Genomic DNA, 14,084 nt, shown 5'->3' on the forward strand with positions numbered 1-14,084 from the left:
GTTTTGAGCGTTAGAAATCGTTTGGATGCGTTCTTGATTCAAAAAAGGGTCATTGTGCTGGATTGCATGACTAATGGAATATTCAAACCCCACGCTCGCATACGCCCCATTTTCTTCAGCGATACAATAAGATAAAAATAATAAGGGTAAAGGAAATAAGGTTTTTTGAAATTGCATGGGTGATCCTAATCAAAAATAATCTCAATCATACACTAATTATAATAGAAAAAAGTGAAACCATTTTTAAGCCATTTTTGAATACAATAAGAGCATTTTATTTTTAAGGTTAGAATAATGAGTTTGATCGTTACGCGCTTCGCTCCATCGCCCACTGGCTATCTCCACATAGGAGGCTTAAGGACAGCCATTTTTAATTATCTTTTTGCACGAGCCAATCAAGGAAAGTTTTTTTTACGCATTGAAGACACGGATTTGAGCCGTAACTCCATAGAAGCGGCTAACGCCATTATAGAGGCTTTCAAATGGGTGGGGCTAGAATACGATGGAGAAATCCTCTACCAATCCAAACGCTTTGAAATTTATAAAGAATACATCCAAAAACTCTTAGATGAAGGCAAAGCCTATTATTGCTACATGAGTAAAGATGAATTAGACGCTTTGAGAGAAGAGCAAAAGGCCAGGAAAGAAACCCCACGCTATGACAATCGTTATCGTGATTTTAAAGGCACGCCCCCTAAAGGCATAGAGCCTGTGGTAAGGATTAAAGTCCCGCAAAATGAAATCATTGTTTTTAATGACGGGGTTAAAGGCGAAGTGAGAGTGAACACTAACGAATTAGACGATTTTATTATCGCCAGGAGCGATGGGACGCCCACTTATAACTTTGTGGTTATTGTTGATGACGCTTTAATGGGGATTACTGATGTGATTAGAGGCGATGATCACCTTTCTAACACCCCTAAACAGATCGTTCTCTATAAGGCTTTGAATTTTAAAATCCCTAATTTTTTCCATGTGCCGATGATTTTGAATGAAGAAGGGCAAAAATTAAGCAAACGCCATGGGGCCACTAATGTGATGGATTATCAAGAAAGGGGCTATCTTAAGGAAGCTTTAGTGAATTTTTTAGCGCGTTTGGGGTGGAGCTATCAAGATAAAGAGGTTTTTAGCATGCAAGAATTATTGGAATGTTTTGATCCTAAAGATTTGAATTCTTCGCCCAGTTGCTTCAGCTGGCACAAGCTTAATTGGCTCAACGCTCACTATTTAAAAAACCAAAGCGTGCAAGAATTGTTAAAACTTTTAAAGCCTTTTAGTTTTAGCGATCTCTCGCATTTAAACCCCGCTCAATTGGATCGCTTGTTGGACGCTCTCAAAGAAAGATCTCAAACCTTAAAAGAATTAGCCCTTAAAATAGATGAGGTTTTAATCGCTCCTGTGGAGTATGAAGAAAAGGTTTTTAAAAAGCTCAATCAAGCGTTCGTTATGCCCTTGTTAGAAAAGTTTAAGCTGGAATTAAATAAGGTCAATTTCAACGATGAAAGCGCGCTAGAAAACGCCATGCACCAAATCATTGAAGAAGAAAAGATTAAAGCGGGTAGTTTTATGCAGCCTTTAAGATTGGCCCTTTTGGGTAAGGGGGGCGGGATAGGCCTTAAAGAAGCGCTTTTTATTTTAGGCAAAACAGAGAGCGTCAAAAGAATAGAAGAGTTTTTGAAAAACTAAAAGATTGGCTCTGTTTTCATTGAACGCTGATAATAAAAGGCTTGATTTTAGCGGTTGTTCTAAACAACTCCTTTTGAAAAATAAGAGGGTTTTAAGAGAAAAATAAAAAAATATTTCTAAAATGTTTTGTTTTGAATGAAATCAAGCTTAAAAGTTGGGTTCAGACAATCTTTGGGCAAACTAATCGTTTGAGGAATGACCTCATAATGGCAGTAATTTTCATCTTCAAAGAGAGGTTTTATCAACAAGCGGTTTGAAAAAAGCCGATTTTCTTGATTAGAATCAATAACGCCATTGTTTAAAAAGAGGAAAGTTTGCGCGAGTTTGGTTATTTCGTTTGGGTTATGACTCACCAATAACACGCTTAAATTTTCACGCTTGATAAAATCAAGCAAACCTTGTTGCACTTCGTTTTTTAAGGCGTTGTCTAGGGCGTTTAAAGGCTCATCTAAAAGCAATAGATTTTTGGCTGCGATTAAAGCTCTTGCTAAAGCGACTCGTTGGGCTTGTCCGCCAGAGAGTTGAAGAATTTTTTGCTGGCTTAGATTTTCTAAACGCATTAAGCGTAACACTTCGTGGATTTTATTTTTATTTTTAGGGTGAGCAAAGGCGATGTTTTGATACACGTTTAAATGAGGGAATAGAGCGTAATCTTGAAACACAAAGCCGATTTTTCGTTGTTGTGGTTTTAAAAAAATCTTTTTTTGAGTGTCTAGCCACACTGAATGATTGACTTCAATATAGCCGCTACTCACCGCTTCAAGCCCCGCTAAAATGCGTAAAATCGTGCTTTTACCCGCTCCCGATTCTCCTAATAAAGCGACAACTTCTGCTTCTTTAATTTCTAAGTCTATATTCAAATCAAACGCACCCCTAGATCCTAAAAGGTGTTTTTTAAACCGCGCTTTTATCATAAAAACGAGCTTTGTTTTTTATTCAAAAACAGGGTAACAAACAAGAGGCTAAAACTGATAAGCGTGAGCGTTAAGGCGTATTGGTGGGCTTTAGGGTAATTGAGCGCTTCAGTTTCGTTAAAAATCGCAATGCTGGCCACTCTTGTTTCCCCTAATATATCACCCCCAAGCATCATCACCACGCCAAATTCACCTATAGTGTGCGTAAAAGTTGTGATGATAGCCATCAATACACTGGGTTTGATGTTAGGGAGCAGGACGAAAAAAAGGGTGTAATATTCCCCCTTACCCAAACTATAACTAGCTTCTTTTAAAGAAGCGGGCAAGGAAATTAACGCGCTTTTAATAGGGCTTACCATAAAGGGCAAGGAAAAAATCACGCTCCCTAAAATAAGCCCTTGGAAACTAAAAACGAGTTTCACATTTAACACATCTTGTAAAAACGCTCCCAAAAAAGAAGAAGGCGAAAAGATTAAAAGGAGATAAAACCCTAGCACGCTTGGGGGTAAAACTAAAGGCATATACACAAGCGTTTCTGTTAAGCTCGTTAAAAGATTGCGTTTAAGGCTTAAAAAATAGCCTAAAAAAATCCCTATAGGGAGTAAAATAAGGGTGGTAATCAAAGCTAAAGAAAAACTCAAACGCATGGTAATCAAAAACTCATGATCCATTATTCGCCTTTTTTATGCGTTTCAATCCACGATATAGCCGTATTCTTTAAAGATGGCTCTAGCTTTAGGGCTGAATAAAAAATCTTTAAAAACTTTGGCTAAAGGGTTATTAGCCCCATTTTTAGTGATGATTAAGGCTTGTTCAATAGGGTTATAAAGGGTTTTATCAATGATGAAATAAGAGAGGTTTTTATCTTTTTTATCGATCAAAGATAACGCTCCAAAGCCTATTTGAGCGTTTTTGGTGGCGATGAATTGATGGGCTTGAGAAATAGAAGCGCCATAAATGATTTTAGATTTAAGACTAGAAGCGAGTTTTAAATTCTCTAAGACTTCCATACTGGCTTTTCCATAAGGGGCTAGTTTAGGATTAGCCATAGCGATACGTTTAATTTTAGGGTCTTTAAGAATTTCTAAAGAATCCATTTTTAGATTTTCACTCCATAAAACCAACACGCCTTTAGCATAGACTTCTTCTTTAAAAGGGGTTATTTTTTCATCATAAAGCTTTTTAGGTCTAGTAATATCTGCTGAAATGAATAAATCAAAAGGGGCGTTTTGAGCGATTTGAGCGTAGAGTTTGCCTGAAGAATTAAAGCTAATCTTAACAGCATCTTTGGGGTGTTCTTTTTGAAATTCTTTAACAAGGGCTTTTAAAGCGCGTGTGAGATTAGCAGCAGCAGCGATTTTTAAATCCTGTGCCAACAGAGCGCTTGAAAAAAATACGATTAAAAAGGCAAACGCTTTGAAAGTATTTTTCATAGAACTCCCTTTTATTAAATTGAAGTTGGTGATTATACCTATTTGTATCTTAAAAATTTGTATTTTAAAAGTTTGAGGTGGTTTTGTAGGTGTATCCCACTTATCCATGATTTAATCAATATTTTCACTCTAAAACCCTCATCTTTGATAAAAAATTAAATCTTTTAGAAAAATAACCGATCTTAGGGTGTAACTTTAATTCAACAAGAAGGATTTATTATGATTAAAAGAATTGCTTGTATTTTAAGCTTGAGCGCGAGTTTAGCACTAGCTGGCGAAGTGAATGGGTTTTTCATGGGTGCGGGTTATCAACAAGGTCGCTATGGCCCTTATAACAGCAATTACTCTGATTGGCGCCATGGCAATGATCTTTATGGTTTGAATTTCAAATTAGGTTTTGTAGGCTTTGCCAATAAATGGTTTGGGGCTAGGGTGTATGGCTTTTTAGATTGGTTTAACACTTCAGGGACTGAACACACCAAAACCAATTTGCTCACCTATGGCGGCGGTGGCGATTTGATTGTCAATCTCATTCCTTTGGATAAATTCGCTCTAGGTCTCATCGGTGGCGTTCAATTAGCCGGAAACACTTGGATGTTCCCTTATGATGTCAATCAAACCAGATTCCAGTTCTTATGGAATTTAGGCGGAAGAATGCGCGTTGGGGATCGCAGCGCGTTTGAAGCGGGCGTGAAATTCCCTATGGTTAATCAGGGCAGCAAAGATGTAGGGCTTATCCGCTACTATTCTTGGTATGTGGATTATGTCTTCACTTTCTAGTTTATTCTTTCGTTCGCTCTTCTTCATCAAATCAAACCCTAGCCAACTCTTAAAAGGTTGGGGTTCAAAAATCTTTTTCATAAATAGAGAGTTTGCCTTAACGCAGTATAATCCTAGCGTTTTAATTTTTATTTTACTCAATAGAGTGTTTGGTGTTTACATTTGAGTATAGGTTTAGTAAGATTTAAATAATAAATTACTTATATATATTTTTGATAGATATTATTTTATTCAATAGTGTTATTTAATGGCTCAATTTAATAGGATAGTTTCGCTTTTATTTCTTTAAAACAAATCGATTCTACTGGGGAAAGGTTTTTATGGAAAACAGCACACTTTATATTGTTATTGCTGGCTTATGGCTTGCTGTAGGCTTTGGAATCTTTTTAAAGAAATTAGACATGCCGGTTATCATTGGCTACATTTGCACAGGAACGGTCTTAGCGGCTTTTTTTAAAATTAATGATTTTAATTTGTTGTCTGATATTGGTGAATTTGGTATCGTCTTTTTAATGTTTATGATAGGCATTGAGTTTAATTTTGACAAGCTCAAATCCATCAAACAAGAAGTGCTGGTTTTTGGGCTTTTACAAGTCGTTTTGTGCGCTTTAATCGCTTTTTTAGTGGGGTATTTTATTTTGGGTCTTTCACCCATTTTTTCCCTTGTTTTAGGCATGGGGCTTTCGCTCTCTTCAACCGCTATTGTGCTGAAATTCTTTGAAGATTCCAAACAGCTTAGCACGCCCATGGGAAAGAGTGCGGTGGGGATTTTGATTTTCCAAGATATTGCGGCCATTCCCATGCTTTTAATTTTGACCATTCTAGGCAGCAAGGATTCTCATGTCAATTTGCTCATTCTTAAAACCCTTATTTCCGCAGGGATTATTTTAGTTCTTTTATTATTGCCTGGAAAAAAAGGGGCTAATCTCATCTTAGAACAAGCAAAAGACACGCGCTTGCCTGAAATTTTTATAGGCACGATTTTAGTGATTGTTTGCAGCGCGGCGGGGTTGAGCCATTTTTTTGGGTTTTCTATGTCTTTGGGGGCGTTCATTGTGGGCATGGCGATTTCTAAATCGCGCTATAAAATCAATGTCCAAGAAGAATTCGCGCAATTAAAAAACCTCTTCTTAGCCCTTTTTTTCATTACAATAGGGATGCAAATTAATGTGAGTTTCTTTATGGAGAAGTTCTTTGTTGTCATCTTCTTACTCATTTTAGTGATGGGGTTTAAGACGGCTATCATTTATGCGCTTTTGCGTTTTTTTAGAGACGCTAAAACTGCCATCAAAACCGCCCTTTCTTTAGCGCAAATCGGGGAGTTTTCTTTCGTGATCTTTTTAAATTCAGGCTCGCACCAGCTCTTTAATTTGCAAGAAAAAAAAGGGATTCTTGGTTTTTTGCACCAAAAAAATATCTTAAATATCGCTCAAAATGACATCCACCAACTCCTTATTCTCATGGTGGTCTTTTCCATGTTAGCAACCCCTTTTATTTTAAAATACCTAGAATCTATCGCTCAATTTATTTTGCACCAAAAGAGCCAAGAAAATGAGCCGGCTAAAAAATAATTGCGTAAAAACCAAATGATAAGTTTGCTTGTATTGTCAGTGTTATGTTAAAATACAAGCATATTTTAACTCCAAATTGGTATAAAAAGGGGATTTCATGAAAGAGCAAGAATGGGATTTAAGCGCTTTATTTGAAAATAAAGAAAGCGCAGAAGAATTTTTAAAAACCTTACAAACAGAAGTGCAAGAATTTGAGAGTGCTTATCAAAATAACCTTAAGAATTTAGACGCTACAGGATTTGCAAACGCTCTTAAACATTACGAAAATTTGTCAGAAAAAATCTCTAGAGTGATGGCTTACGCTCAATTGCTTTTTGCTAAGAATACTAAAGAAGCGAAGTTTTATTCGCAATGCGAAATGGCTTGCGCAAATATCCAACAACACCTTTTATTCTTTGAAATTGAATTTAAGAATTTGGACGCTAAAAAACAACTCGCTTTCATTAAAAAATGCAAAGATCATGCTTTTTATCTAAACAATCTCATAGAAAAGAAAAAGCACACCTTAAATTTAGATGAAGAAAAGATCGCTCTAGCCCTTTCACCTGTGGGGGTGGGTGCGTTTAGCCGTCTTTTTGATGAGCATTTTTCTTCTTTGAAAATCCCTTTTGAAGAGCAAAATTTAAGCGAAGAAGAAATTTTAGCCCTCTTGCACAACCCCAAACGCAAGATCCGTAAAAAATCTCAAAAAGCTTTCAGCAAAGCGTTAGAAAAATCCCGCCCTTTACTCACTTACATTTTAAACATGGTTCGTAAGGATTTGCTCATTGAAACCAAACTGAGAAAATACGACAAAAAAGAGAGTTTCCGCCACATTGACAACCAGATCTCCCAAGAGAGCGTGGATAGCATGATAGAGATCGTGAACGCTAATTTTTCTTTAGTGCATCGTTACTACCATCAAAAAGCGCAAATTTTAGGGCATAAACTCAAAGATTACGATCGCTACGCCCCTTTAAACAATGAGAGCATCACCATGACTTACTCTCAGGCTTTAGAAGAAGTGCTTAAAACCCTTAAAGCCTTTAGCCCTGAATTTCACAAAATCGCTTCTAAAGCGATCAAAGAAGGCTGGGTGGATTCACACCCTAAAGACTTTAAGCAAGGCGGGGCCTTTAGCCATGGCGCGGTGCCTAGCGCTCACCCTTATGTGTTGTTAAACTACACAGGAAACCGCCGAGACGCTTTCACTATCGCTCATGAATTTGGGCATATGATCCACCAAGAATTGTCCAAAAAACAGGGCGTATTGAACATGGATACACCCTTAACCACCGCAGAAACCGCTTCTGTCTTTTCTGAAATGCTGTTTTTTGAGCATTTGAAAAAGGGTTTAAAATCTGACGAACTCCTTTTCATGCTAGCCGGCAAATTAGAAGATATTTTTTCTACCCTTTTTAGGCAAGTGGTGATGACGAATTTTGAAAGAAGAATCCATGAAATAGATGAAGAATTAGACACCAAAGATTTTGATCGAATTTGGTTTGAAGAAAACCAAAGAATGTTTGAAAAGAGCGTGAAACTCACTAAAAACTACCATTTGTGGTGGAGCTATATCCCCCATTTTATCCATTCGCCTTTTTATTGCTACGCTTATAGTTACGGGCAGCTTTTGACTTTAGCGCTTTATGGGCTTTATAAAAAAAGCGACGCTAAAGAATTTGTTAAAACTTACACGGAATTTTTGAGCTTAGGAGGGTCAAAAAGCCCTAAAGAATTAGTGTCCATGTTTGGCTTTGATATTGATAGCAAAGAATTTTGGGAAATTGGCATGCAAGAGGTGCGTCATTTGTTAGAAGAATTTGAAAGGTTGCTCGCATGCAAAGAGAATTAAGGCTTTTAAACAACAAGCATTGCATTGAATACTTGCAATTTCTGTCCAAAAACCATTTGAGTTTCAACCTTTTGTGCGAAAGAGATGCGATTGATTTTTCCCCCAAGCTCCCTAAAGAAATCCATGAAAAATTCGGCGCGTTAGTGCTGTTTGTTTTAGCCGGATACACCTTAGAAAGCTTGATGATTGACACACAAAGCGTGCAATTTGAAGCCGGGTTTGGCCCTAACAATATTGGCAGCGTGGTTCAAGTAAAACTTCCTGGCATCATTCAAATCCTTGTCAAAGAAAAAAATGAAAATGCCGTTTTATTCAATCGTTGCGATTCGCTTGAATTGTTTCAAAAAGAAGAGCCAATCACACAAGAGCCAAAAAAAGACGAGCGAGAGTCTAAAGAATGGTTAGATTCTAAAGAGGCTCTTTTTTCCAATTCCAAAAACCGTGCGATTTTAGAAAATTTACACAAAAGCTAAAGGAATCATTGATGAGCGTTTTGAAATTGCATGTAAAGGTCTTTCGTTTTGAAACCAACAAGGACTATAACCCTGCTTATGAGTCTTATTTTTTAGAATACCAAGAAGATCAATACCTTTTGGATCTTTTAAAACAACTCAAAGGCGTGAGTTATAATGAAAATATCGCGCTTAAAATCAACCAAATTGCGGTGTTTGAAGACGCTAAAGTGAGCGATTTGGTGGCGTTTTTTTCTAAAGAATGGGTGCTAGATCCCCTATCCAAACGATACGCTTTAAAAGACTTGATGATTGATGAAAAGGCGGTTTTAAAAAACTATGAAGATTTTTTCAAACAAGTCCCCTACATCACTAAAGGCGAAAAAGAAGAATTAGAAAAGTTTATCCAAATCAATTTTATCAACCCCCAAACCAACCCTAAATATCTGGGCGATGGCTTTTTCTTGTATGTTAAATGGCTGATGAAGCGCTACCCCACAGAGCGCAACCGGTTATTAGAGATGATTTCTCAACCTGAAAGCGGTGTGATGAATTTTTTAAGCGTGGCGCATTATCTCTATAAAAACGATGACAACATTGACCATGAAATCTATGAATTGCAAGAAATCCTAACCAATTCCAAAATCAAGCCATGGAAGGATTTTTCTAAAAACCTTTTAAGCCTTTTTCAATACCATTCTAACCCTCCTAAAACGCCTAACCCCCCTAAAACTTGCACGCTCTTTAACGCTTATGCGAAGCATTTAAACGCGCAATCGCTTCTCAAAAGCGCTAAGCTCTATTTAGAAAAAATGGGGCAAAAAATCATTGATCTGCCTTTTTGTTATGATGGGGGCTATTATGGGAAGATTATAAGCACGAATGATTTCCTCACGGCTTGTGCGTATAATCTGGCTCTAGCCAAAGCCAATGGCGTTTCGCTCATTTTTTGCGAAGAAGATGCGTATTTGAATATCTTGCATGCTAAAGAAGTTTTAGACAACAACCCTGAAATCATCAACTCCGTCAATGAAAAATTGAAAAAATACCAACTCGTTTATGAAAAAGATATTGAGGTAGCCTATCTTAATGAATGGGTTAATGAATTTTTGGCATGGGAATTGAAAAGCCCTTTTGATGCGTTTTTAGGGGCTGAATTTTCTCGCATCAAACAAAGCGATCATTTTTTCAATAAAATCCGTTTAAAAGCCCCCCATTTTTTAGAGTCTTTTCAAAATTACGCCCCCCTTTTAGAAGTCAATGAAGCAAGCGGCTTACTCCAGTGCGCGCATTTACGCTATTTAGGGATTGATTTAGGGGCGGATTTTTTAATCGTGCATTCTTTAGGGCTTTTTCACGCTTTTGAAAATTTAAGCTTAAAAGCTTCAAAGATTTATAAAAGAGATAATGACAACACCCCCACTTTATTTTTACCTCAAATCGCGCTAATGGCTATGGGGGAAAAAGATAAGCAAGCTCTAGGGTTTGATACGCATTATCATCAAGTTACTTTCATTTAAAATGAACGCTTTTTTAAAACTCGCTCTCGCTTCTTTGATGGGAGGGCTTTGGTATGCTTTCAATGGCGAAGGCTCTGAAATTGTCGCTATAGGGATTTTTGTGTTGATCTTGTTTGTTTTTTTCATCCGCCCTGTGAGTTTCCAAGACCCAGAAAAACGAGAAGAATACATAGAACGGCTTAAAAAAAACCATGAGAGGAAAATGATCTTACAAGACAAGCAAAAAGAAGAGCAAATGCGCCTCTATCAAGCCAAAAAAGAGCGAGAGAGCAGGCAAAAACAAGATCTCAAAGAACAAATGAAAAAATACTCATAAAGGAAAAAAATGGAAATCATTTTATTAATTGTTGCGGCGGTTGTGTTGTTTTATTTTTACAACACCCTCAAAGAATATCTAAAAAACCCCCTAAACCCTAAAACCAAAACCGAAGAATACGACTTGAAAAATGACCCCTATTTGTTGGTGCAATCTAGCCCCCTAGACAAATTCAAGCAGACCCAAACGGGTGCGTATATGCGTCTTTTAAAATTTTTAGACATTCAAAAAAACGCTTTGGATAACGCCTTAAGAACGCTTTTTATCCATGAATTAGAGCAGCCCTTAAACAGCGAACAGCAAAATTTAGCCAAAGAGCTTCTCAATGAGCCTGTGGATAAAAAAGAAAATTTTGAATCCTTATGCCAAGAAATCGCTGATCACACGCATGGGGAATACACCAAACGCCTGAAATTAGTGGAATTTCTTATGTTATTGGCCTATGCTGATGGGATTTTGGATAGCAAAGAAAAAGAATTGTTTTTAGATGTGGGGGCGTTTTTACAGATAGACAATCAGGATTTTAACGAGCTTTATGATAATTTTGAACGCTTCAATGCAATAGAAATCCCTATGTCTTTAGAAGAAGCAAAAAACCTTTTTGAAATCCAAACTAATATAACCAAGCAAGATTTAGAGGAAAAAGCCCTAAATTTAAGCACCCCCTACTACCATAAAATGAATGACAACAAACGCTACAGCGAACAAGATTTTATCTCGTTGAAAAAAATCGCCCTCGCTTCCCAACTTTTAGAAAATGATTTAAAAGACTCATAAAGGTATGATGAAAAAGGCTATTGAATGCCCTTTTTAAAAGCCCTAGCATCTTTTGATGCGCCCTTTTTAGAAAAAGAAATTTCAAAGCGTTTTAGGGATAATTTAGTTTTTTTCAAATCCTATCACCCCAATCTGTTTAACGCTCTCAATACGCCTTTTAAAAATTACCAATTGCTTTTTGAAAAAAATCATCTTAATCTCTTACACACGCCTACAAACGCTTTAAGCTACCCTAAACATCAAATGATAGAAACCGCTTTCAACATGGCTTCTAACCCCTTGAATAATCCCAGATGGTCATTAGACAATAACCGCCTCTCTTTACATTATTTAAAAACTCAAAACAACCACAAACTCCCCCTAACCCTTAAAGCCACGCATGCGATCTCAAACTTTTTAGACAATTATCAAACGCCTTGCTCTTTAAAGAAATTCTTACCCCCTACCATGATTTATGGCGTTTTAGACGGCTTGTTTTTGGCTATTTTACAGGCTCAAAATTACCGCTTCCATTCGCTTTATTTGTTTGAAGAAAATTTAGATTTGTTTAAGATCAGCTGTTATTTTGCGCGTTATGAAGATTTGATTAAAAAAGGGGTTAAACTCTTTATTCAAGGGTTTTTTAACCCTAATGAATTGAAAATGGATTTTTTGAAACGCCCTGTTACGCATTCTTTTTTAAAATTAGAAATCATGCCCTATAAAAGCACTTTTAATATGCGCATGCGAGAAAACATTCAAAGCTATTACAAACAAGCCTTAAGGGGTTGGGGGAGTTTTGAAGACGAATTGCTAGGGCTAAAGAACACGCTCAAAAACTTACCCCTATACCAAACCCTAAAGATTAAACCTAAAAAAATTAACGCCCCCATTTGCGTGGTGGGTAATGGGCCAAGCCTGGATTTATTGTTGGATTTTTTAAAAGAAAATGAAGAAAAATTCATCATTTTTTCATGCGGAACCGCTTTAAAGCCTTTAAAAGCGCATGGCGTTAAAGTGGATTTTCAAATAGAAGTGGAGCGCATAGACTATCTTAAGGAGGTTTTAGAAAAAGCCCCCCTAGAAGACACCCCCTTAATGGGGGCTAACATGCTCAATCCTAACGCTTTTAATTTAGCTAAAGAAGCATTGATGTTTATGCGTGGGGGGAGCGCTTGCGCGTATATAAGCCCTTTAAGCATAGAATACGCAGCGCCTCTTGTGGGCAATGCCGGGGTGGCTTTAGCGGGTTTGATGAGCGATGAAATCTATTTGTGCGCTTTAGATTGCGCTTATATCAAAGGGTTTAAAAAGCACGCTCAAAATTCCTATTATGAAAACGAAAAAGAAATTAACACTTCATCTTTAATCAGCGTAGAGGGTAATGTTGAAGGTTATGAAACTTTTAGCGACTCGCTCTTTTTGCTCTCTAAAGAAAGGATTGAAGAAGCCCTTCATTATTACCAACCTAAAAAAGTCTATAATCTGAGTTATGGGGCGAAAATCAAGCATGCTATTAGCCTTAATTACTCTCAAGTGAAATTGAAACAAATCAACAAACAAGACGCTACCGCTCGCATTAAAAGCATGTTTAGCCCTAAAAATAATCATGCTAAGGATTTAAACAATTTACAAAAAAATCTGATTCGTTTTAAAGAGGATTTTTTAAAATATTTAAACACGCCTTGTAAAACCAAGCAAGAAATATTTGAATGGGTGGATAATTTGAGTGGGTTTTGCCAAACAACAAGTGCTAAAACCCCCACCATAGGCATTTTATTTGAAGGGAGTGTCGCTCATATCTTACAAAGCGTCTTAATCGTTTCATTGCATCTTAAAGAAAATGAGCTGACGCATTTTATCAAATTCTCTCAAAACACCTTAAAACAATTCCTTAAAAAAGCTTGTTTGTTATTGCAAATGCAACTCAAACAACCATGATTTTTATTTTTACACTATAATAACAACCTTAAATCTAAGGGGTGTGCATGCCATACAATGAAATCACAAGGGTTCAAATCCCTGCCTTAATGCATTTAGCCGAGTTGGGCTATGATTTTATCTCTCAAAAAAATAAGCCTAACCTAGACACCGCCACTAATATTTTAACCGATAGTTTCACTCAAGCCTTTAACCAACTAAACCCCACTAAAAACGCAAAAGATTCGCTGACTGAAATGAAAAAACGCTTGAATTATGATGATTTGGGCAAAAGCTTTTATGAATACTTGCTCAAAAGCGAGAATCAAATCATAGACTTTGATAACCCTAACAACAATCTTTATGAAATGATGACCGAATTACCCTACAAATCCCTAAGAACTGATATAACCCTTTTTATCAATGGCTTGCCTTTGGTGAATATAGAAGTTAAGCAGCCTTTTGCCGAAAAAGGCATTAAAGAAGAAAGAGATCGCCATATCCAACGCTATGAAAACCCCGAAAACAAAGTTTTTTATAACCTCGCGCAAATCTGGCTCTTTAGCGATAACTTGCCTTATGATGAAAACAACCCCGATCAAGGCGCGTTTTATAGCGCTTCTTATTCGCCTGTTTTCCAACGCTTTGTTGAAGCTAATAGGCTAGATATTACCCCCCCCCCGAAAATGATCAAAGTCATCAAAACCATCAAAACCATCGATCGCTTGAAGAAATTCAAAAACGCGTCTTAAACGAATTTAACCTTAAAGACGCCGACACCCCAAAAAGCCCTAAAGACACCCCCACAAACTCCCTTTTAACTTCGTTTTGCTCTCACAAAAGGCTTTGCTTTATCCTAAAATACGGCATCAGTTTCTTAAAAGAAAAATCAGAGTTTAAAA

14 protein-coding genes and 1 pseudogene are annotated in these 14,084 nt (G+C 37.0%); 12 read left to right on the plus strand and 3 right to left on the minus strand.

Going from position 1 to position 14,084, the window contains the following annotated elements; translation table 11 throughout:
* The first annotated feature begins 294 nt into the window (after positions 1-294).
* On the plus strand, positions 295-1,686 hold the full coding sequence (gltX, locus tag IC572_RS00010) for a glutamate--tRNA ligase (protein WP_187854638.1): 1,392 nt from the start codon (positions 295-297) through the stop codon (positions 1,684-1,686).
* A gap of 116 nt (positions 1,687-1,802) precedes the next feature.
* Here gltX and IC572_RS00015 read toward each other — a convergent pair whose 3' ends face one another.
* From IC572_RS00015 to modA, 3 genes are read right to left on the minus strand one after another with little or no spacing between them, the layout of a single operon-like run.
* Positions 1,803-2,600, minus strand: a complete 798-nt coding sequence (locus tag IC572_RS00015; RefSeq protein ID WP_187854639.1) for an ATP-binding cassette domain-containing protein — start codon at positions 2,598-2,600, stop codon at positions 1,803-1,805.
* The gene (gene modB, locus IC572_RS00020; protein ID WP_108575099.1) at positions 2,597-3,271 is read right to left on the minus strand and encodes a molybdate ABC transporter permease subunit; all 675 of its coding nucleotides are present in this window, start codon (positions 3,269-3,271) and stop codon (positions 2,597-2,599) included. The genes IC572_RS00015 and modB overlap by 4 nt, the downstream gene beginning before the upstream one ends.
* A 21-nt stretch (positions 3,272-3,292) precedes the next feature.
* Entirely contained in the window at positions 3,293-4,033 is a 741-nt protein-coding gene (modA, locus tag IC572_RS00025) for a molybdate ABC transporter substrate-binding protein (protein ID WP_187854640.1), read from the minus strand.
* Between the two features lie 42 nt (positions 4,034-4,075).
* On the opposite strand from modA, the pseudogene IC572_RS07890 reads away from it, so the two are divergent.
* From IC572_RS07890 to IC572_RS07690, 11 genes and pseudogenes are all read left to right on the plus strand, one after another.
* Positions 4,076-4,209, plus strand: a pseudogene (locus tag IC572_RS07890) (orotate phosphoribosyltransferase).
* Between the two features lie 43 nt (positions 4,210-4,252).
* The gene (locus IC572_RS00030; RefSeq protein ID WP_000595776.1) at positions 4,253-4,813 is read left to right on the plus strand and encodes an outer membrane beta-barrel protein; all 561 of its coding nucleotides are present in this window, start codon (positions 4,253-4,255) and stop codon (positions 4,811-4,813) included.
* Positions 4,797-4,979 (plus strand): hypothetical protein, encoded by a 183-nt coding sequence (locus tag IC572_RS07685; RefSeq protein WP_232263290.1) that lies wholly within the window; start codon positions 4,797-4,799, stop codon positions 4,977-4,979. The genes IC572_RS00030 and IC572_RS07685 overlap by 17 nt, the downstream gene beginning before the upstream one ends.
* Before the next feature lie 154 nt (positions 4,980-5,133).
* Positions 5,134-6,384: a cation:proton antiporter gene (locus tag IC572_RS00035; protein WP_187849041.1), complete on the plus strand. Its 1,251-nt coding sequence runs from the start codon at positions 5,134-5,136 to the stop codon at positions 6,382-6,384.
* A gap of 97 nt (positions 6,385-6,481) precedes the next feature.
* Positions 6,482-8,218: a M3 family oligoendopeptidase gene (locus IC572_RS00040; protein WP_187854641.1), complete on the plus strand. Its 1,737-nt coding sequence runs from the start codon at positions 6,482-6,484 to the stop codon at positions 8,216-8,218.
* Positions 8,203-8,691, plus strand: a complete 489-nt coding sequence (locus IC572_RS00045; RefSeq protein WP_001188578.1) for a hypothetical protein — start codon at positions 8,203-8,205, stop codon at positions 8,689-8,691. The genes IC572_RS00040 and IC572_RS00045 overlap by 16 nt, the downstream gene beginning before the upstream one ends.
* A gap of 11 nt (positions 8,692-8,702) precedes the next feature.
* On the plus strand, positions 8,703-10,190 hold the full coding sequence (locus IC572_RS00050) for a DUF5644 domain-containing protein (RefSeq protein WP_187854642.1): 1,488 nt from the start codon (positions 8,703-8,705) through the stop codon (positions 10,188-10,190).
* 1 nt (position 10,191) lies between these two features.
* Complete coding sequence (locus tag IC572_RS00055) at positions 10,192-10,506, plus strand: hypothetical protein (RefSeq protein WP_001861281.1); 315 nt, start codon at positions 10,192-10,194, stop codon at positions 10,504-10,506.
* Between the two features lie 9 nt (positions 10,507-10,515).
* The gene (locus IC572_RS00060; protein ID WP_187854643.1) at positions 10,516-11,283 is read left to right on the plus strand and encodes a TerB family tellurite resistance protein; all 768 of its coding nucleotides are present in this window, start codon (positions 10,516-10,518) and stop codon (positions 11,281-11,283) included.
* Positions 11,284-11,307: 24 nt separating this feature from the next.
* On the plus strand, positions 11,308-13,203 hold the full coding sequence (locus IC572_RS00065; RefSeq protein ID WP_187854644.1) for a motility associated factor glycosyltransferase family protein: 1,896 nt from the start codon (positions 11,308-11,310) through the stop codon (positions 13,201-13,203).
* Positions 13,204-13,250: 47 nt separating this feature from the next.
* Positions 13,251-13,934 carry a type I restriction endonuclease gene (locus tag IC572_RS07690; RefSeq protein WP_232263291.1) on the plus strand — a complete coding sequence of 228 codons (684 nt, stop codon included), beginning with the start codon at positions 13,251-13,253 and terminating at the stop codon, positions 13,932-13,934.
* Positions 13,935-14,084 lie beyond the last annotated feature (150 nt).

This window comes from Helicobacter pylori, assembly GCF_014496485.1.
Classification (GTDB): domain Bacteria; phylum Campylobacterota; class Campylobacteria; order Campylobacterales; family Helicobacteraceae; genus Helicobacter; species Helicobacter pylori_DD.